The organism is Pseudomonas sp. ICMP22404 (genome assembly GCF_006227205.1).
Taxonomy (GTDB): Bacteria; Pseudomonadota; Gammaproteobacteria; order Pseudomonadales; family Pseudomonadaceae; genus Aquipseudomonas.
In genome coordinates this window covers 73,036-91,848 of sequence record NZ_VCNG01000012.1, presented here as the reverse complement: position 1 = coordinate 91,848, position 18,813 = coordinate 73,036, and the positions used below count along the sequence as shown (strand labels likewise).

Genomic DNA, 18,813 nt, shown 5'->3' with positions numbered 1-18,813 from the left:
ATCGTTCGTCGCGAGCAAGCTTTGCTCCCACAGGCGTTCACTGTTCTTGTCCCAACGAACCTTGCTTCAGCAGTCCCGGGCAAAGGTTTTTTCGAATTAAGGGTGAATTAAGTTGCCACAGTTAATCTGGTCCCACTTAAACGACACACCCAAGGAAAGACCTTATGAAAACTTTGACTGCCCTGTTTACCGCCGCCGCCCTGACCCTGACTGCCGGCCTTGCCCAAGCCGATGTGCGGATCGACCAGATTCCCCAGTTGGTCAAGGAAGGCAAAATCAAATCCCTTGAGTCGATGAATGCAGAAGCCCTGAAGTTGCACCCGGGCGCGACCATCACCGATACCGACCTGGACAATCACTTCAACGGTTATGAGTATGAAGTTGAACTGAAGACCGCTGACGGCAAAGAGTTCGATGTCGACTTCGACGCCACCACCGGTAAAGTCCTGAGCAACAAGCAGGATACTTGATTCATCGGCCAAAAAAGAGCCGCGCAACTTTCTCGTTGCGCGGCTCTTTTTTTACCTGGAAGAAATCCGCTGGCCACCCACAACTGTCACAAAACCATCAAGAAAGCTTGCGATGATGCCACTCAAGTGAACCTGTAGCCGCGACAGGCACTTCCCGCCAGCGAGACTGCATGAACCACAGCATTGACCAAAGCCACCGCGACCCGGACCTGTTCGGCCTGCTCTACGGATTTCGCTTCCGTCCTGGCGAGCGTGGACAGGAGCTCGATTCAGCCCAGGCCTTGCGACGCCTGCAACAGCCGCAAGATGAAGATGAATTTCTCTGGCTCCACTTGAATCTGGCCCATGCCGCCTGCGAGCGCTGGATGAAAAGTCAGCTGGCCTTGCCACAGGAGTTTTTCGAAGCACTGCACGAAGGCTCGCGTTCGACCCGCATCGAGCATGTGGACTCGGCATTGCTGGCGGTGGTGAACGATGTCGTGTTCAACCTGAGCAACATGGTCTCCTCAGACGTCTCCACCTTATGGGTCTGCGTCCACAGTCGATTGATTGTCAGCGCACGGCTGCAACCCCTGCACTCGGTCGACAAGCTGCGCTCATCGGTCAAGGCCGGCGAGTGCTTTCGCTCCCCATTGGAATTGCTCGTCCATCTGCTGCGCGACCAAGGGGAAGTGCTGACCCAGATCGTGCGCAAGACCAGCCTCAGCGTCGACCAGATCGAGGATCAGTTGCTCTCTTCGCGACTGTCCACCAATCGCGCCGAGCTCGGCGCCCAACGTCGGGTGCTGGTGCGCCTGCAACGCCTGTTGGCGCTGGAGCCGGGCTCATTACTGCGTCTGCTCAACCGCCCGCCGCAATGGCTGCAAAAAGAGGACGTCAAGGAGTTGCGCAAATCCACCGAGGAATTCGCCCTGATCATCAACGACCTGACCGCGCTGGGCGAACGGATCAAGCTGTTGCAGGAAGAAATCGCCGCCAACCTCAACGAACAGACCAACCGCACCTTGTTCACCCTGACGGTGGTCACGGTACTGGCCTTGCCCATCAACATCATTGCCGGTTTCTTTGGCATGAACGTCGGCGGCGTACCATTGGCCACTGATCCCGAGGGTTTCTGGATCCTCGTGGCCCTGGTGGCGACCTTCACCCTGATCGCCGGCCGCTGGGCATTTCGCAAGCGACGCGATTATTGAGCCTGTGGCGAGGGAGCAAGCACCCTCGCCATGATGCATCAGGCACTCAGCCGCGCCGTCACTTCATTCAACTGCCCCGACAGGCTGTGCAAGTTCCCGCTGGCCGCTTCGGTGCGTTGCACGTTGTCCTGATTGGTGCTGGCGATACAGGTGATTTCAGTCAGATTGCGCGAAATGTCTTCAGCCACCGACGTCTGTTCTTCCGCCGCCGTCGCGATCTGGCGGTTCATGTCCCGGATCGCCTCGACTGCCTGGGTGATGCGTTCGAGCATCGCGCCGGCCTGGGTCACCTGCTCCACGCTCTCTTCGCTGCGCGACTGCCCGCTCTCGATGGCCTGAGCCGCGTCCACTGCACCGGTTTGCACCGTCTGGATGATCTGGTTGATCTCGATGATGGACGAGGCCGTGCGCTGGGCCAGGCTGCGCACTTCATCGGCAACCACTGCGAAACCGCGTCCGGCCTCACCGGCACGAGCCGCTTCAATGGCAGCGTTGAGGGCCAACAGGTTGGTCTGCTCGGCGATTCCGCGGATGACTTCCAGCACCTTGCCGATGCGTCCGCTGTCGGCTTCCAGACGGCGAATCACCGTGGCCGTGTTGGCGATTTCCCCCCGCATCCGGGCGATGGTGTGGATGGTCCCCTGCATGACCTTCTCGCCCTGTTGCGCCGACTGATCGGCATCGTCCGCCGCCCGCGCCGCATCGGCGGCATGGCGAGCGACTTCCTGGGCCGTGGCGGACATCTCGTTCATCGCCGTCGCCACTTGATCGGTCCGTTCGAACTGCTCGTGGGTGCCCTGGCTCATCAGGCTGGCGATGGCATTGAGTTCACCGCTGGCGCTGTCCAGCTCCGTGGCACTGCGTTGCAGGCGGGTGAAGGTCTCAGCCAGAAAGTCACGCAGGGTATTGGCCGCGAGGGCCAGGTCACCCAACTCGTCCCGGCGGTTACTCACCACCCGATCGGCGAAACGCCCGCGACTCAGCTGGGTAACGTATTCGATCAGGCTGCGGATCGGCTGCACCAGATTGCGGTTGACCAGCCAAAGGCTGAGCAACCCAATCAACAGGCCAGAAACCAGCATGACCGCGATGCCCAACAGAATCGTACGATCGGCACCGGCACTGATCAGCACCGACTGCTCGTTGCCCAACTTGTGCAACTCGACCACCAGCTCACTCATCTGGTCGCTGACCGCACGGTCCACCCCCTTGACCGCCACATCGCCCGCCGCCGGATCGCCACCTGCCGCCACGAATGCATCACGTCCTTTCTGGTAGGCCGCCCCCAGTTGAAGATGTTCGTTGCGCAGTTGCTCGATACGCGTCCTGATGTTCGCGGGGACACCTTCACGCGCGATCAATGTACCCAGGATGCCCTGGACTTCACGCTGGCGCTCCTCGAACTGCTTCCAGTATTTCTCCAGATCCGCCGGTTGCTTGCCGCGAAGCAGGACGTTTTTCCACTCCTGGACCTGCACCTTGAATTGCAGGTTGGCTTCGTCGATCAACTGCGAGGCATGCAAAGGCCCATCGATCAGGCGCCGATAGTCCTGCAGGCCATTGGAAAGGAAATGAAAGGAGGCCAGGGCGATCAGCAGCATCGCCAACAGGCTGCCACCTAGCAAAGCCAGGATCTGGGCTCTCAGGGATTTTTGCAGGAACATGGAAGTAAATCTCCGGGAATGATAAAGCCGGGCCCACGGCCCAGTACGTCTAGACCGTCCATGTCTCAAGCAACCGGCGTCACGGCATGCATGCGGGAATACTGTCTTTCGCATCGGCCTGCTGGCCCCGTTCTTGAGCCTTCGCGAGCGCCGTTTATCCGATTATCGACAGCTTTCGCAGGGCCATCGATGAGCTTGCCTTGACCTGTCCAGACAATCCCATTTGTCGGTGCAACGGGATTTAAAAGTCTTTTTGTCATCTCTCCTGCGGTATCCTGCCCGGGCTTTACAAAAGCGAGGATCTACCAGATCTACCAACAGACTTTGCGAGGAGCGCGATATGCACGAGATTCCTAATCTCCCCTTCCCAAGCCTGCACGACACTGAGCAGACGACCACGCTACAGGCCGGAGGGCAACCAGACGCCCGGCAGCCCGAGCCCAAAGAAGCCACTGAACGCCGCCAGGCCGACAGCGAAGACTGATCCACCCGCACCACCAGACCGTGTGGAAAGCGCAGGCTCTGGACGAAAAGCCTTGATACTCGTTCATGCTGCGTTGAAAACAGCCTCGGAATGCTCATGTACTCCAGTACACTGCGCTTCCTCGGCTGTTTTCGCCTTGCCTGACCTTCGTCTCAAGACTTTTCGTACAGAGCCTAAGATGCGCTTTCCACACTGCCTGAATCCCGAGCCCCGACCATGACCAATGACACCTCCAACTTCAGCGAAGCCCAGGCCAGTGTGCTGATCGGCACCACTGAAAAAATGGTCGAGATCTGGATGCGCCTTTCACCCGAGAAACAAGCCGCGCTGCTCGCCCGTTTCGGCACCGAGGAAAATGCCCTCGCCGCGCTGGTCACCACACACCTGGTCGCTGGGCAAAACGACGGCTGACCGGCAAATAGTTTTACTTTCCCACGCCTCATCCCCGCGCGCGCCGTTATCATAAGCAGCCTATCTATCCTGCTGCTCCGTGGACCTTTTCCCATGTCAGATTCCCAGCGCCCCCTGGCGGTCACGCTGCAAGTCGTTTCCATCGTCCTCTTCACCTTCATCGGCTACCTGAATATCGGCATCCCCCTGGCCGTGCTGCCCGGGTTCGTCCACGGCGAATTGGGTTTTGGCGCGGTGATCGCCGGGCTGGTGATCAGCGTCCAGTACCTGGCCACCCTCCTCAGCCGCCCTTACGCAGGCAAGATCATCGACAACCTGGGCAGCAAGCGCGCCGTCATCTTCGGCCTCGCCGGATGTGGGTTGAGCGGCGTGTTCATGCTGGCGTCCGCCTGGACCCATGAGCTGCCGACCCTGAGCCTGATCAGCCTGCTGATCGGTCGCCTGGTGCTGGGCAGCGCTGAAAGCCTGGTGGGTTCGGGTTCGATTGGCTGGGGCATTGGCCGGGTCGGCGCAGCGAATACGGCCAAGGTGATTTCCTGGAACGGCATTGCCAGTTACGGCGCGCTGGCGATTGGCGCGCCGCTGGGGGTATGGCTGGTCAAGTCCCTGGGACTATGGAGCATGGGCGTCAGCATCATCCTGCTGGCCGTGCTGGGGGTCGCGCTGGCCTGGCCAAAAACCGCCGCCCCCATCGTTGTCGGCGAACGCCTGCCATTCATGCATGTGCTGGGGCGCGTCCTGCCCCATGGCTGCGGCCTGGCTCTGGGCTCTATCGGTTTCGGCACCATCGCCACCTTCATTACCCTGTACTACGCGACCCGGCATTGGGACAACGCGGTGCTATGCCTGAGCCTGTTCGGTGCCTGCTTCATCGGCGCGCGCTTGCTGTTCGGCAATCTGATCAATCGCCTGGGGGGCTTTCGGGTCGCGATTGCCTGCCTGTCGGTGGAAACCCTTGGCTTGTTGCTCTTATGGCTGGCACCGGATGCGCAGTGGGCATTGGCGGGCGCAGCGTTGAGCGGCTTCGGTTTTTCGCTGGTATTCCCGGCACTGGGTGTCGAGGCCGTCAACCTGGTGCCGGCTTCCAGCCGTGGGGCGGCGGTGGGCGCCTATTCGCTGTTCATTGATTTGTCGCTGGGGATCACCGGACCGTTGGCCGGTGCGATTGCGGCAGGGTTTGGCTTTGCCTCGATCTTCCTGTTCGCGGCCTTGGCAGCGATCGGCGGCTTGGGATTGAGCATCTACCTGTACCGGCAGGCGCCGAGGTATCGCGAGGAAAGGAGCAGAAGCTAGTGGCCTGTACGGTTAATTCGAGTACGCGAATTAGCCACACAGGCCACTAGAAGTCTACTTTGCCCCGCCCGGCCTTGATCGAGCCACGCTTGCTCTTGGATTCCAGGCGACGCGTCTTCGACCCCAGGGTCGGTTTGGTCGGGCGGCGCTTCTTCTCAACCTTGGTGGCACTGAGGATCAGTTCGACCAGGCGCTCCAATGCATCGGCCCGGTTCTGTTCCTGTGTCCGATACTGCTGGGCCTTGATGATCAACACGCCGTCGCTGGTGATGCGGCTGTCACGCAGGGCCAGCAACCGCTCCTTATAGAACTCGGGCAATGACGAAGCCGGGATGTCGAAGCGCAGGTGCACGGCGCTGGACACCTTGTTGACATTCTGCCCCCCGGCACCCTGGGCGCGGATGGCCGTCAGCTCGATCTCGGCATCGGGGATGTGCACGTTGTTGGAAATCGCCAGCATGAAAAGTGTCCGGTATCAGGCCCCACAGAATACTCCGAATCCCAGGGACAACGCTCAATCCCTGTGGGAGCGAGCCTGCTCGCGATTGCGGTGTGCCAGCCACCATTGACGCTTATGACCCGACGCCATCGCGAGCAGGCTCGCTCCCACAGAGGGTGAATCAGAAAAAACAAACCCGGCACTCGGCCGGGTTTGGGGTATTTCAAGGATGCTTACTTGGCAGCCGCCACGGCCAACTCATGCTGGGCACTGCGCTTGTTCTTGATCACGTAGCACACCCACATGAACACCAGCCACACCGGAATCGCGTAAACCGAAACCTGGATGCCGGGAATCATCAACATCACGCCCAGGATGAACACCACGAACGCCAGGCAGATGTAGTTGCCATAGGGGTACCACAGCGCCTTGAACAGCGGCACCTGGCGCGTCTGGTTCATGTGCTGGCGGAACTTGAAATGCGAGTAGCTGATCATCGCCCAGTTGATCACCAGGGTCGCGACCACCAGCGACATCAACAGCTCCAGCGCATGTTGCGGGATCAGGTAGTTCAGCAAGACCGCCACCAGCGTCACCGCCGCCGAAGCGAGGATCGAACGCACCGGCACGCCACGCTTGTCGATCCGGGCCAGGGCCTTGGGCGCATCGCCCTGCTCGGCCATGCCCAGCAGCATGCGGCTGTTGCAGTAGGTACCGCTGTTGTACACCGACAGCGCGGCGGTCAGCACCACGAAGTTGAGGATGTGCGCCGCCGTGTTGCTACCCAGCATCGAGAACACCTGCACGAACGGACTGCCGCTGTAGGCATCGCCGGAGGCATTGAGGGTGGCCAGCAGGCTGTCCCAAGGAGTCAGGGACAACAGCACCACCAAGGCACCGATGTAGAAAATCAGGATCCGGTAGATCACCTGGTTGATGGCCTTGGGGATCACGGTTTTCGGCTTGTCGGCCTCGGCGGCGGTGAAGCCGAGCATTTCCAGACCACCAAAGGAGAACATGATGATCGCCATCGCCATCACCAGGCCGCTCACGCCATTGGGGAAGAACCCGCCATGGGACCACAGGTTGGTCAACGACGCTTGCGGGCCGCCGTGACCACTGACCAGCAGGTAGCTACCCAAGGCAATCATGCCGACAATCGCCACGACCTTGATGATCGCGAACCAGAACTCGGCTTCACCGAAGACTTTGACGTTGGCCAGGTTGATGGCGTTGATCAGGATGAAAAACGCCGCCGCCGAAGCCCAGCTCGGAATGTCCGGCGCCCAGTAATGGATGTACTTGCCCACCGCCGTCAGCTCGGACATGCCCACCAGGATATACAGAATCCAGCAATTCCAACCCGACAGGAACCCGGCGAAACCGCCCCAGTACTTGTGGGCAAAATGGCTGAAAGAACCGGCCACCGGCTCTTCGACGATCATTTCGCCCAACTGGCGCATGATCATGAAGGCGATGAAACCGCAGATGGCGTAGCCCAGGATCATCGACGGGCCGGCTGATTTCAGCACCCCTGCCGAGCCCAGGAAAAGGCCGGTACCGATCGCGCCGCCGAGGGCGATCAATTGAATATGTCGATTTTTCAGGCCGCGTTTCAGCTCGCCTGTATTTACACCGGTCATGCGTCACCTGTTTGTTTTTATCTGTGACGAAATCGAACCCGACACGCTTGTGACGTGGCGGAATGAGCAAGGCGGATAACCTTGAAGGTGCGTGGGTACGCGAAGGGTCACAGTAAAACGCGGCGCATTGTACACCGCCGACCCTTGGCTGCCAGACACCCTGACAAGGTATGAGGCGCATCTGACCCTCCTCATCGATTGGAAACAAGCCGGCCAACACCCTCTGACACAACGCGTGGAAGGCCGGCTGGAAGGTTTTTCTTACATTCACATGAAGGAGAATTTCTAACCGGGCGCCCGCCTCCTTTTCGTCAGCTTTTCTTTACGATGCGTAACGAATTTTTTCCATGTAGGAATTTTCTGTAAGCCGTCTACAAATTGACGGTAGGAAGCTTCCTATTCAATAAACCTTGCAGGTGGCTGTTTTAAATAGGTAAAAAAATCCGCGAAAAATAGAACAAAAAGTTCATATCAAAAAAATAAAATTATTTTTTGCATTCCAAAAACCCGTCGACTAGGTTTTAGCGACTTGCCCAGGCATCGTGCCGGCAAGCCTCTGCGGTGCTATCTACGGTCAGCTTTCACTCACCGGATTGCCCGCAACTTTCCGTAAAAGTCATCTAGGAGATTCACTATGCAAGCACTGGACAAAGACTTGGAAACCGAACTGCAACTGGACGAATGGTTTGAAGCGCCAACCCATGAAGCCGCCGTAGAAATGATGCAAGCCGATGCCGTCGTTCCATTCGGCACGGCGATGTGGCCTCTGTAAGCGCAACCCGGCGGAGTTGATCCGGCCGGTCGGCTCCGCCACTTTTAGCAGGTTGTCCGGGACGCTAATCGATCAGGGAAGAAAACAAGTATGGACACACAACGAGCCATCTCTCATTTCCTTTACTACCTCGAACACCACCCTGCCCTGGCCGGTATCCAGCCCGCCAAGGTACTGCTCGGCCATACCGCCGACTACGAAGCACTGACCGGCGCCATCGCCGAACAGGCAGGCAGCGGCTCGCCCTTCCGGTTCAGCGCCATGCGCCTGGACCTTGAACCCACCGAGCGCTTGTCCAAGGCCATCGCCGACAGCGATCTGTATATTTTCTTCTACGACTCTTCCACCCTGCCTAATCCACGGCCTGACGGCCCGGACTTTGTCCGCGCCCTGCAAGCCGTGATGGCGGACAACTGGAAGAAATCGCTGCTGTTCAAGGACTACGGCGATTATTTCTACGATACCTTCAGCGTCATCCCGCAACGTATCGCCGGGCTCAACAGCCATCTCATCCAGCGCATGTCCCAGGCCAGCACATTGAGCTTCCAGGACCAGCACGGCTCGTACTTCGACACGTCCCTGGACAGCGTCAAGAAGTGGACCGACATCAACGGCCTCGGCAACTACGACCTGGCCCCCGGCGAAATCGCGACCCACAGCGACACCATCAATGGTCGGGTGAGTTTCGTCGGCACATTCCTGAGCACCATCCCGTTCGCCCGCAAATATGGCGTGCTGCAGTCGCCGCTGGAACTGTGGATCGAAGACTCCACCATCCAGAAAATCGCCACCGAAGTGCCGGGCCTGGAACATGACTTCAACCGATACCTGGACGCCAACCCGTCCAACCGGCGCATCGAGGAGTTGGGGATTGGCACCAACGAAGGGGTCAAGAGCCTGTATGCGCGAAACGCCGGGTTCGAGGAGCGCCATTGCGGCCTGCACCTGGGACTGGGTGGCGGCGCCAAGGGCAGTCATCACCTGGATCTGATTTTCGAGAGCGGTGTGCTGGCGCTGGATAATGAGCCGATGTTTGATGGGCGGTTTGTGCTTTAGTCCGCTGGGGATTGTGGTTGGTGATGCCGGCCTCTTCGCGAGCAGGCTCGCTCCCACAACTGAATGGAAAACTTGTGCTCGTCACCATTCCCCTGTGGGAGCGAGCCTGCTCGCGATGGCGGTCTCAGCTACACCCCATCACTAAAGCCAGACCAAAAAAAACGCCAACCCTAGGGTTGGCGTTTTTTCTTGCCGCTTGCCGCTAGAAACTCAAAGCGGCCTCATTCCGGCTTACGACGACCAAACCCCGGACGCTGCCCCGAGCCCGCCGGTGCACCACGACGCTTGCCCGACGGCGCATCGCGATCCACCAAGGTAATGGCCGGGCGTTTCTTCGAGGTCGGCTTGGCCGGACGCTTGACGTCGGCCGGACGTTCAGCCACCGGCGTACCGCGACCGTCGCCACGCTCAGTCCGGCCGTTGGCCGGGCGTGGCGTGCGTGGGCCGCGTTCGCCATCCTGACGTGGGCCCGGCTTGCGGGCCGGACGTTCGCCTTCGATCTGCGGCTGGCGGGGAGCTCGTGGACCAGGCGCCGCGCCCTCAGCCGCTGGACGCAAAGTCCGCACGCGCTCGGTCTTGCCCATCGGACGCGAGGATTTACGCTGCATCCGCTCCAGCTTGTCCTTGCTCTTGGCGGTCATCTGCGGCATTGCCACAGGCGCAAGGCCCACCTCGGCCGACAGGATGTCGACTTCCTGCTGGCTCATTTCGCGCCAGCGGCCCATCGGCAGGTCGGAGTTGAGGAACACCGGGCCGAAACGCACGCGCTTCAGACGGCTGACCACCAACCCCTGGGATTCCCACAGACGACGCACTTCACGGTTACGGCCTTCCATCACCACGCAGTGGTACCAGTGGTTGAAACCTTCACCACCCGGCGCCTGCTTGATGTCGGTGAAACGCGCCGGGCCGTCTTCCAGTACGACGCCGGCCTTCAGGCGCTCGATCATCTCGTCGTCGACTTCACCGCGTACACGCACGGCGTACTCACGGTCCATCTCGTAGGACGGGTGCATCAGGCGGTTGGCCAGTTCACCGTCGGTGGTGAACATCAGCAGACCGGTGGTGTTGATGTCCAGGCGACCGATGTTGATCCAGCGACCTTCTTTCGGACGCGGCATCTTGTCGAACACGGTCGGACGGCCTTCCGGGTCGTCACGGGTGCAGATCTCGCCATCGGGCTTGTTGTACATGATCACGCGGCGCACCGTTTCGGCGGCCTCTTCGCGCTTGATCACCTTGCCATCGATGGTGATGGCGTCGTGCATGTCGACGCGCAGGCCCAAGGTGGCATCTTTGCCGTTGACCTTGATCCGGCCCTGAGTGATCCAGGCTTCCACGTCACGGCGCGAGCCGACGCCGATACGGGCGAGGACTTTCTGCAGTTTCTCGCCTGCGGGGCCGATTTCGTGGCTGTCGTTCTGGTCTTGGTCTTTCATGCTGGGCACCTCCCGGTGTGGTCTTGAAAAGGGTCGTTTGGCGAAGGGTTCGCCAAAGGGTCGCGAATCATACGCCCGTTGAGGGGTTTGCGCATCAGAGACTAGTTGATCGATGGGTGCTCAGTGGTTTTTCCGCCGATCGGTGGTCTACCGTCCCTGCATTCTCCTGTGGGAGCGAGCCTGCTCGCGCTGGCGGCTGCATGTCCAACGTTGATGCAAGCTTAACGACCGCAATCGCGAGCAGGCTCGCTCCCACATGGGGGGCGATGTCAGCTGGATCAATCCTCAAACTGGCGACGTTCGTTTTCGATCGCTTCAGCCAGCGCCCGGGCTTCGGCTTCTTCGTCGCTCAACTCAGGCTCGGGTACGTGCGGCTCAAGGGCAGCAACAGCAGCCAACAGTTTTTCCCGGGCTTCGGCAACCCCGAGAATGTCCTCTTCGGGTTCAGCCTCGGCCGCGGGTTCAACTGCATGATCAGGCGCCTCGCCTTCAGGTTCCGGACCGTCACGCAGCAAGTCGTCGAAATCGGTCTTGAGCCCCTCCTCCATGGTGTCCAGTTCCAGCAGCAACGAATGAAAGCTGGTTTCTTCCTTGGGCTCCTCCGGTTCGGCACTGGCGTCGGCCAGGTCTTGCAACCCCTGGGGCACCGGGGCGTCGTCGAACTCGAGCATCGGCTCGGGCTCCAACTCCCGCAGTTCGGCCAGCGGCGGCAGGTCATCGAGGTTTTTCAAGTTGAAATGATCGAGGAAAGCCTTGGTGGTGGCGAACATCGCCGGTTTACCCGGCACGTCGCGGTAGCCGACGACTCGGATCCACTCGCGCTCCAGCAACGTCTTGACGATGTGGCTGTTCACCGCCACGCCCCGCACGTCCTCGATCTCGCCACGGGTGATCGGTTGGCGGTAGGCAATCAAGGCCATGGTTTCGAGCATGGCGCGGGAGTAACGCTGGGGCCGCTCTTCCCACAGACGCCCGACCCAGGGCGCGAATTTCTCGCGGATCTGCAGGCGATAACCGGAGGCCACTTCCTTGAGTTCGAAAGCCCGCCCCTCGCAGGACTTACCCAATAGGGTCAGGGCTTTCTTGAACACGGCCGGCTCCGGCCGCTCGCCTTCTTCGAAAAGCTCGAACAGACGCTCCATCGATTGCGGCTTTCCCGAGGCCAACAGGAAAGCTTCAAGCAAGGGGGCCAGCTCGCGGGGTTCAGTCAGATTCATTGATTTGCTCGTTATTCGGCTCGTGCCCGCACGTGAATCGCTGCGAACGGCTCATTCTGCACCAGCTCGACCAAGGATTCCTTGACCAGCTCCAGGATCGCCATAAACGTGACGACCACCCCCAACCGCCCTTCCTCGGCGGTGAACAGCTCGACGAACGGTACAAAACCGCCGCCCTTGAGCCGTTCCAGCACATCGCTCATGCGCTCGCGGGTGGACAGCGCTTCGCGGCTGACCTGATGGCTTTCGAACATGTCGCCCCGGCGCAGGACTTCAGCCATGGACATCAGCAACTCTTCCAGGCTCACGTCCGGCAGCAACTTGCGTGCCCGAGCCTCGGGAGCATCGAGCTTGGGCACCACCACGTCGCGCCCGACCCGGCTCAAGCCATCGATGCCTTCGGCAGCACCCTTGAAGCGCTCGTACTCCTGCAAGCGACGGATCAGTTCGGCGCGGGGATCGTCCTCTTCCGCCTCGACCTCGGCCGAACGCGGCAACAGCATCCGTGACTTGATCTCGGCCAGCATGGCCGCCATCACCAGGTATTCGGCCGCCAGCTCAAGGCGCACCGACTGCATCAGCTCGACATAGCCCATGTACTGACGGGTGATTTCCGCCACGGGGATGTCGAGGATATTGATGTTCTGCTTGCGGATCAGGTACAGCAGCAGGTCGAGCGGGCCCTCGAAAGCTTCGAGGAACACTTCCAGGGCGTCCGGCGGAATGTACAGGTCCAGGGGCATTTCGGTGACCGCCTGGCCATAGACCATGGCGAACGGCAGCTCCTGCTGGGCGCCGGCCTGACTGTCCACACTGTCCACCACGGTTTCCACGGCGGACATTCAGGCCTCGACCAGGAACGGCGCTGGATCGCCGCAACCGACGCGCACCACCTGCGGCTCGCCGTCGGCCAGGTTGATCACGGTGGAGGCCTTCATACCGCCGTAACCACCGTCGATGATCAGGTCGACTTGATGTTCGAGCAACTGACGCATTTCGTAGGGATCGGTCAGGGGATCGGTTTCACCGGGCATGATCAGCGTCACGCTCATCAGTGGCTCACCCAGTTCCGCCAACAGCGCCAGGGCAATCGGATGGCTCGGCACCCGCAGGCCGATGGTGCGTTTCTTCGGGTGCAGCAACAGTCGCGGCACTTCGCGGGTGGCGTTGAGAATAAAGGTGTAGGGGCCCGGCAAATGGGCCTTGAGCAGCCGGAAGGTGCCGGTGTCGATCTTGGCGAACAGGCCCAGTTGCGACAGGTCACTGCAGATCAGCGCGAAGTTGTGCTTGTCGTCCAACTGGCGCAGGCGCCTGACCCGCTCCACGGCATTCTTGTCGCCGATCTGGCAGCCGATGGCGTAGGAGGAGTCGGTGGGATAGACCACCACACCACCACCTCGAATGATTTCCACCGCCTGTTTGATCAGGCGCGCTTGCGGGTTTTCCGGATGAATCTGGAAAAATTGACTCACGTGTTCTACCTGTTCAGACGGCGTCGGTAACAAGATCATGTTTGAATCTACACCAAAGCGGTGGCAGATCTTCGGGCAACGGGCGGTACTCGCCGATCTCGGACCAGCCTCCAGGGCCATGGAAATCACTGCCGGCCGTGACCAGCAGGCCAAACTCCCGGGCCAGAATCGCCAGGCTGCCGACCTGCTCGGCCGGCTGATGGCCATTGACCACCTCAATGGCGTGGCCCCCTGCTTGAATATAGTCGGCTATCAGGCGGCGACGTTTGCTGCGGGTGAAATCATAGTGCCACGGATGCGCCAGGCTGACCCAGGCCCCGGCGGCCCGCAGGGTTTCAACCGTCTGCTCCAGCGTAGGCCAATGCTGCTTGACGTCCCCCAGCTTGCCGGCCCCCAGCCATTTGCGAAACGCTTCAGCACGGTCCTTGACGAAACCTTCGCGCACCATCCAGTCGGCGAAGTGCGGCCGGGCCGGCGCATTGCCGCTGTCTCCCAGCTCCTGCTGGATCTGCCGGGCGCCCTCCAGCGCACCGGGCATGCCCTTGAGGGCCAGCTTGCGGCTGATTTCCTCGGCACGCAGCCAGCGACCGTCGCGCAATTCGGCGATGGCCTGGACCAGCGGCGGCGCATCGACATCGAAACCGTAGCCCAGCACATGGATGGTTGCCCCACCCCAAGTGCAGGACAACTCGACCCCGTTGACCAGTTGCACGCCCAACGCCGTCGCCGCGCAGCGGGCCTCGTCGAGGCCTTCAAGGGTGTCGTGATCGGTCAGGGCCAGGACTCGCACGCCGTGCTCGAACGCCCGCGCCACCACAATTGCAGGCGCCAGGGCGCCATCGGACGCCGTGCTATGGCAGTGCAAATCAACATTCACGGGGGTTTGTTACCTCAAATCAGCTGGCCCTATCGCGGCCTGGGATGTTTGTTATTATGCCGTCACATCCTGCTTCTGGCTGCCATTGTGAAACAATTCATCGACTTCATCCCGCTTCTGCTGTTTTTCATCACCTATAAACTTGACCCTCGCACCGTCGACATTGCCGGTCAGACCCTCACAGTAGGTGGTATCTACAGCGCCACCGCGGTGCTCATCATCAGTTCCCTGGTGGTCTACGGCGCGTTGTTCATCTCCCAGCGCAAGCTGGAAAAAAGCCAGTGGCTGACCCTGATTGCCTGCCTTGTGTTCGGCAGCCTGACCCTGGCCTTCCACAGCGACACCTTCCTCAAATGGAAAGCGCCGGTGGTCAACTGGCTGTTCGCCCTGGCCTTTATCGGCAGTCATTTCATCGGCGACAGCCTGCTGATCAAGCGCATCATGGGTCATGCCGTCAGTCTGCCGGACGTGATCTGGACCCGCCTGAACATCGCCTGGATCGCTTTTTTCCTGTTCTGCGGCGGCGCCAACCTGTTCGTCGCGTTCACGTTCCAGGACTACTGGGTCGACTTCAAGGTCTTCGGCAGCCTGGGCATGACGCTGCTGTTCCTGATCGGCCAGGGCATCTACCTGTCCCGTCATCTGCACGATGCCGACACCCCCACGCAAAAAACCGAGGACTGACATGCTCTACGCAATCATTGCCACCGACGTCGCCAACTCCCTGGAAAAACGCCTGGCCGCCCGCCCCGAACACCTGGCGCGCCTGCAGCAGCTCAAGGCCGAAGGCCGTATCGTGCTGGCTGGCCCGCACCCTGCGGTGGACAGCAACGACCCAGGCGCCGCAGGTTTCAGCGGCAGCCTGATCGTCGCCGAGTTCGACTCCCTGGGCGCCGCACAAGCCTGGGCCGAGGCCGATCCGTTCGTGACCGCCGGCGTCTACGCCAATGTCGTGGTCAAGCCGTTCAAGCAAGTCCTGCCGTAACCCGCGGCGCAATGAGCCTTCATGGCTCATTGCGCTCAACTGCTCATTGTTCCCGTTTGCCTGCCGACAACCTGTCTAATCTGTCTAGTCTCGATTGGAATTCAGGAGTGACAATGCGCAAAGGTCCGTTGTGCCTGTTATGGGTCATGTTGTCGATCGGGGCACCTGCCCATGGCGAAGAAAGCACCGAGGGCAGTCATTCGACCCCCTTGTCCCTGAGCGCAGGCGGCCAGATCACCGAGCTGCAGCAACGTTTGAAAGACAGCGAACGCCTGCGCGAAGAACTGACCCAACAATTGCAGAACGCCAACGGCGAGCGTGAAACCGCACTGGTGAGCCGGTTGCGCCAGGAGAACCAGCGTCTGAAGCTGCAACTCAAGGAAGCCCAGTCAAGCCCGCTGCCGCGCCTGTTGACCGATCAACAGCAATGGTTCGTCATTGGCGCCGGGGTAGCGCTATTGGCCCTACTCTGCGGTATCTTTGCCAGCGGTGGACGTAGACAGCGTCGGCAATGGCTAAATTGAGTGATTCATGAGCGAGCTGTTACTGATTGATGATGACCAGGAGCTGTGTGAGCTCCTCGGCAGTTGGCTGGGTCAGGAAGGTTTCCAGGTACGGGCCTGCCACGATGGCCAAAGTGCCCGCAAAGCCCTGACCGAAACCGCTCCGGCGGCGGTGGTGCTGGATGTGATGCTGCCCGACGGCAGTGGCCTGGAATTGCTCAAGCAATTGCGCAACGACCATCCGGAACTGCCGGTGGTGATGCTGTCGGCCCGCGGCGAGCCGCTGGACCGCATCCTTGGCCTGGAACTGGGCGCCGACGACTACTTGGCCAAACCCTGCGACCCACGGGAACTGACCGCCCGCCTGCGCGCCGTGCTGCGCCGCAGTCATCCGACGGCGGTGTCCAGCCAGATCGAACTGGGCGACCTGACCTTCAGCCCGGTACGTGGTGTGGTCAGCATCGATGAACAGGAACAGACCCTCACCGTGTCCGAGAGCCGCCTGCTCGAAGCGCTGCTCAAGCAGCCGGGCGAGCCGCTGGACAAGCAGGAGCTGGCGCAGATCGCCCTGGGCCGCAAGCTGACCTTGTACGACCGCAGCCTCGATATGCACGTGAGCAACCTGCGCAAGAAAATCGGCCCCCATCCCGACGGCCGCCCGCGCATCGTGGCGTTGCGCAGCCGGGGTTACTACTACAGCCTCTAACCCCCTGTGGCGAGGGGATTTATCCCCGCTGGGGTGCGCAGCAGCCCCCTTAAGATCTATCTGATGTCACGCGGTGGCAGACAGACTTGGGGGCGCTTCGCACCCCAACGGGGCGGTGCGACGTTTCGCTAAATCCCCTCGCCACAAAGAAACCATTCACTTCACTGACTTTTTGTCAGGATCGCGCCAAAACCTCTTTACCCAAGCTTTACCCACCCCTGACCGCCGCTGACCTTGATCTCCGTAATCTGCACACATCCGGAATGACCGGGAACGAGACAAGGAGACACACCATGCGCAAGACCCTTACCGCTCTGATGTTCGCTGCCGCCCTGCCAACCGTGGCCATGGCCATGCCGGAAGGCGCTGGTCCGATGGGGCCGATGGACGGCCCGCGTCACGGCGGCCAGATGCACGACAGAGGCCCGTACAGCCAACTGGACCTGACCCACGAACAACGTCAGCAGATCCGCAGGATCATGGGCGAACAGCGCCATGAACGTCAGGAGCTGGTAGAAAAATACCTGGCGAAACTGTCGCCGGCCGACCAGAAGGCCATGCAGGATGAAATGGAAGCCCGCCATCAGAAAGTCGACGCCCAGATCCGTGGTCTGTTGAAACCCGAGCAGCAAAAAGAGTTCGACGCGATCCAGAAGAAACAGGCCGAGCGTCGCGCCGAGTGGGCGGAGTTCAAGGCCTGGAAGGCGCAACAGCCGCAAAAAGCGCAATAATGCGCTGATACTCCCCAGCCCAGCGGCTGCGCGCCGCTGGGTTTTCCCTGTCTTCGAGGATTTACCGTGCGTTCATTGTTCTGGCGCATCCTGGCCAGTTTCTGGCTGGCCATCACGCTGGTTGCTGGGCTCTCCATCCTGCTGGGGCACATGCTGAACCAGGACGCCTGGATTCTCAGCCGCCATCCGGGGCTCAACACCCTGCCCGAAGAGTGGACGCAAACCTACGAAAGCCAGGGCGAAGACGCCGCCCAGGATATTCTGCAGCAGCGCAAACGCCAGTATCACATCGACGTTCAGGTGTTCAACGAGAGTGGCGACCCGGTGGTGCGCGGCACGTTTCCCCATCGCGCGGCCGCCTTCGAGGCACGACAGAACAACGACGACCGACGCCTGCCCTGGCGGCGCCTGACCGACGAGTTCACCAGCGCCAAGACCGGCGACACTTACCTGTTCATCTACCGCATCCCCCATCCCGAGCTGGACGCCTGGCACCGTGACAGCCTGCTCTGGCCCCTCAGTGCCCTGGGGATCGCCCTGGTGGTACTGACCGTGTTCAGTCTGCTGGTGACCCTCTCCATCACTCGCCCGTTGAACCGACTGCGCGGCGCCGTGCATGACCTGGGACAGACCACCTACCAGCAGAACAGCCTCGCCAAACTGGCCAACCGCCGCGACGAATTCGGTGTACTGGCGACAGACTTCAACCGCATGGGCGCGCGCTTGCAAAGCCTGATCGGCAGCCAGCGACAGTTGCTGCGGGACGTGTCCCATGAACTGCGCTCGCCCCTGGCCCGCCTGCGCATCGCCCTGGCATTGGCGGAGCGGGCCGGCCCACAGGAGCGCGAAGCGCTATGGCCGCGCCTGACCCGCGAATGCGATCGCCTGGAAGCGTTGATCAGTGAAATCCTGGTACTGGCCCGGGTCGATGCCGACAACGCCAGCGCCGAAGACGTGGACCTCAATGGCTTGCTGGTCACCCTGCAAAAAGATGCGCAATTGGCCTCTCCCGAGCAAAGCGTACAACTGAACGCCGAGCCGAACCTGACCCTAAAGGGCTGGCCGACCATGATCGAGCGAGCAGTAGACAACCTGCTGCGCAACGCCCAGCGCTTCAATCCCGCCGGACAACCCATCGAGATGCGCGCGGTGCGCCAGGGCGAACGAGTCATGGTGAGTGTGCGCGACCATGGCCCGGGCGTGGAAGCCGAACACTTGGGCCAATTGGGCGAACCGTTCTATCGTGCGCCGGGCCAGACTGCCGCCGGTCATGGCCTGGGCCTGGCCATTGCGCGCCGTGCCGCCGAACGCCACGGTGGTACGTTGATACTGGCCAATCATCCCGGGGGCGGGTTCATCGCAAGCCTGGAACTGCCGTTGGTGCCGGGGGCGGTTGTCCAGCCTTAAGCCCATGCCCGCAGTCACCGCAAAACAATTGTGGGAGCGAGCCTGCTCGCG

At 60.9% G+C, this 18,813-nt stretch carries 21 protein-coding genes; 13 read left to right on the top strand and 8 right to left on the bottom strand.

Annotated features, from left to right (window positions below; translation table 11 throughout):
• Positions 1–164: 164 nt before the first annotated feature.
• Together FGE05_RS20585 and FGE05_RS20580 are read left to right on the top strand one after the other, a co-directional pair.
• Entirely contained in the window at positions 165–470 is a 306-nt protein-coding gene (locus FGE05_RS20585) for a PepSY domain-containing protein (RefSeq protein ID WP_053148111.1), read from the top strand.
• A 170-nt stretch (positions 471–640) separates the two neighbouring features.
• Positions 641–1,663 (top strand): transporter, encoded by a 1,023-nt coding sequence (locus tag FGE05_RS20580; protein ID WP_139647814.1) that lies wholly within the window; start codon positions 641–643, stop codon positions 1,661–1,663.
• A 38-nt stretch (positions 1,664–1,701) separates the two neighbouring features.
• Here the strand turns inward: FGE05_RS20580 and FGE05_RS20575 are convergent, their stop codons facing one another.
• Complete coding sequence (locus tag FGE05_RS20575) at positions 1,702–3,327, bottom strand: methyl-accepting chemotaxis protein (RefSeq protein WP_139647813.1); 1,626 nt, start codon at positions 3,325–3,327, stop codon at positions 1,702–1,704.
• A gap of 340 nt (positions 3,328–3,667) precedes the next feature.
• Here FGE05_RS20575 and FGE05_RS29915 point away from each other — a divergent pair, with 340 nt between their 5' ends.
• From FGE05_RS29915 to FGE05_RS20565, 3 genes are all read left to right on the top strand, one after another.
• Positions 3,668–3,811, top strand: coding sequence for a hypothetical protein (locus tag FGE05_RS29915; RefSeq protein ID WP_162843596.1), 144 nt, complete (start codon positions 3,668–3,670; stop codon positions 3,809–3,811).
• 216 nt (positions 3,812–4,027) lie between these two features.
• Positions 4,028–4,222, top strand: a complete 195-nt coding sequence (locus FGE05_RS20570; RefSeq protein ID WP_139647812.1) for a hypothetical protein — start codon at positions 4,028–4,030, stop codon at positions 4,220–4,222.
• 93 nt (positions 4,223–4,315) lie between these two features.
• On the top strand, positions 4,316–5,515 hold the full coding sequence (locus tag FGE05_RS20565) for an MFS transporter (RefSeq protein ID WP_139647810.1): 1,200 nt from the start codon (positions 4,316–4,318) through the stop codon (positions 5,513–5,515).
• 46 nt (positions 5,516–5,561) lie between these two features.
• On the opposite strand, the gene arfB is transcribed toward FGE05_RS20565, so the two are convergent.
• Together arfB and FGE05_RS20555 are read right to left on the bottom strand one after the other, a co-directional pair.
• On the bottom strand, positions 5,562–5,975 hold the full coding sequence (gene arfB, locus FGE05_RS20560) for an alternative ribosome rescue aminoacyl-tRNA hydrolase ArfB (RefSeq protein WP_024779552.1): 414 nt from the start codon (positions 5,973–5,975) through the stop codon (positions 5,562–5,564).
• Between the two features lie 212 nt (positions 5,976–6,187).
• Positions 6,188–7,597 (bottom strand): amino acid permease, encoded by a 1,410-nt coding sequence (locus FGE05_RS20555; RefSeq protein ID WP_139647808.1) that lies wholly within the window; start codon positions 7,595–7,597, stop codon positions 6,188–6,190.
• A gap of 634 nt (positions 7,598–8,231) precedes the next feature.
• On the opposite strand from FGE05_RS20555, the gene FGE05_RS29910 reads away from it, so the two are divergent.
• Entirely contained in the window at positions 8,232–8,369 is a 138-nt protein-coding gene (locus tag FGE05_RS29910) for a hypothetical protein (protein WP_003178782.1), read from the top strand.
• Positions 8,370–8,459: 90 nt separating this feature from the next.
• Positions 8,460–9,425, top strand: a complete 966-nt coding sequence (locus FGE05_RS20550) for a leucyl aminopeptidase (RefSeq protein WP_139647806.1) — start codon at positions 8,460–8,462, stop codon at positions 9,423–9,425.
• A gap of 221 nt (positions 9,426–9,646) precedes the next feature.
• Here the strand turns inward: FGE05_RS20550 and rluB are convergent, their stop codons facing one another.
• The 5 genes from rluB to FGE05_RS20520 all read right to left on the bottom strand — a co-directional run bounded on the left by rluB (position 9,647) and on the right by FGE05_RS20520 (position 14,430).
• Positions 9,647–10,864 carry a 23S rRNA pseudouridine(2605) synthase RluB gene (gene rluB / locus FGE05_RS20545; protein ID WP_139647804.1) on the bottom strand — a complete coding sequence of 406 codons (1,218 nt, stop codon included), beginning with the start codon at positions 10,862–10,864 and terminating at the stop codon, positions 9,647–9,649.
• A gap of 278 nt (positions 10,865–11,142) precedes the next feature.
• Complete coding sequence (gene scpB / locus FGE05_RS20535; protein WP_139647800.1) at positions 11,143–12,081, bottom strand: SMC-Scp complex subunit ScpB; 939 nt, start codon at positions 12,079–12,081, stop codon at positions 11,143–11,145.
• Positions 12,082–12,092: 11 nt separating this feature from the next.
• Positions 12,093–12,791, bottom strand: a complete 699-nt coding sequence (locus FGE05_RS20530) for a ScpA family protein (protein ID WP_173668659.1) — start codon at positions 12,789–12,791, stop codon at positions 12,093–12,095.
• A gap of 132 nt (positions 12,792–12,923) precedes the next feature.
• Entirely contained in the window at positions 12,924–13,553 is a 630-nt protein-coding gene (locus FGE05_RS20525) for an L-threonylcarbamoyladenylate synthase (protein ID WP_024779546.1), read from the bottom strand.
• 13 nt (positions 13,554–13,566) lie between these two features.
• Positions 13,567–14,430, bottom strand: a complete 864-nt coding sequence (locus FGE05_RS20520) for a PHP domain-containing protein (RefSeq protein ID WP_139647798.1) — start codon at positions 14,428–14,430, stop codon at positions 13,567–13,569.
• 87 nt (positions 14,431–14,517) lie between these two features.
• Here FGE05_RS20520 and FGE05_RS20515 point away from each other — a divergent pair, with 87 nt between their 5' ends.
• The 6 genes from FGE05_RS20515 (at position 14,518) to FGE05_RS20490 (ending at position 18,762) form a co-directional block, all read left to right on the top strand.
• The gene (locus FGE05_RS20515; protein WP_139647796.1) at positions 14,518–15,114 is read left to right on the top strand and encodes a septation protein A; all 597 of its coding nucleotides are present in this window, start codon (positions 14,518–14,520) and stop codon (positions 15,112–15,114) included.
• A 1-nt stretch (position 15,115) separates the two neighbouring features.
• Positions 15,116–15,415 carry a YciI family protein gene (locus tag FGE05_RS20510; RefSeq protein WP_139647795.1) on the top strand — a complete coding sequence of 100 codons (300 nt, stop codon included), beginning with the start codon at positions 15,116–15,118 and terminating at the stop codon, positions 15,413–15,415.
• Positions 15,416–15,528: 113 nt separating this feature from the next.
• A complete protein-coding gene (locus tag FGE05_RS20505; RefSeq protein ID WP_055137744.1) occupies positions 15,529–15,939 on the top strand; it encodes a hypothetical protein in 411 nt (136 codons plus the stop codon).
• Between the two features lie 7 nt (positions 15,940–15,946).
• Positions 15,947–16,624: a response regulator transcription factor gene (locus FGE05_RS20500; protein WP_139647792.1), complete on the top strand. Its 678-nt coding sequence runs from the start codon at positions 15,947–15,949 to the stop codon at positions 16,622–16,624.
• Positions 16,625–16,917: 293 nt separating this feature from the next.
• Positions 16,918–17,355 carry a Spy/CpxP family protein refolding chaperone gene (locus FGE05_RS20495; RefSeq protein ID WP_139647790.1) on the top strand — a complete coding sequence of 146 codons (438 nt, stop codon included), beginning with the start codon at positions 16,918–16,920 and terminating at the stop codon, positions 17,353–17,355.
• A 66-nt stretch (positions 17,356–17,421) separates the two neighbouring features.
• Positions 17,422–18,762, top strand: coding sequence for a cell wall metabolism sensor histidine kinase WalK (locus FGE05_RS20490; RefSeq protein ID WP_139647788.1), 1,341 nt, complete (start codon positions 17,422–17,424; stop codon positions 18,760–18,762).
• Positions 18,763–18,813: the final 51 nt, after the last annotated feature.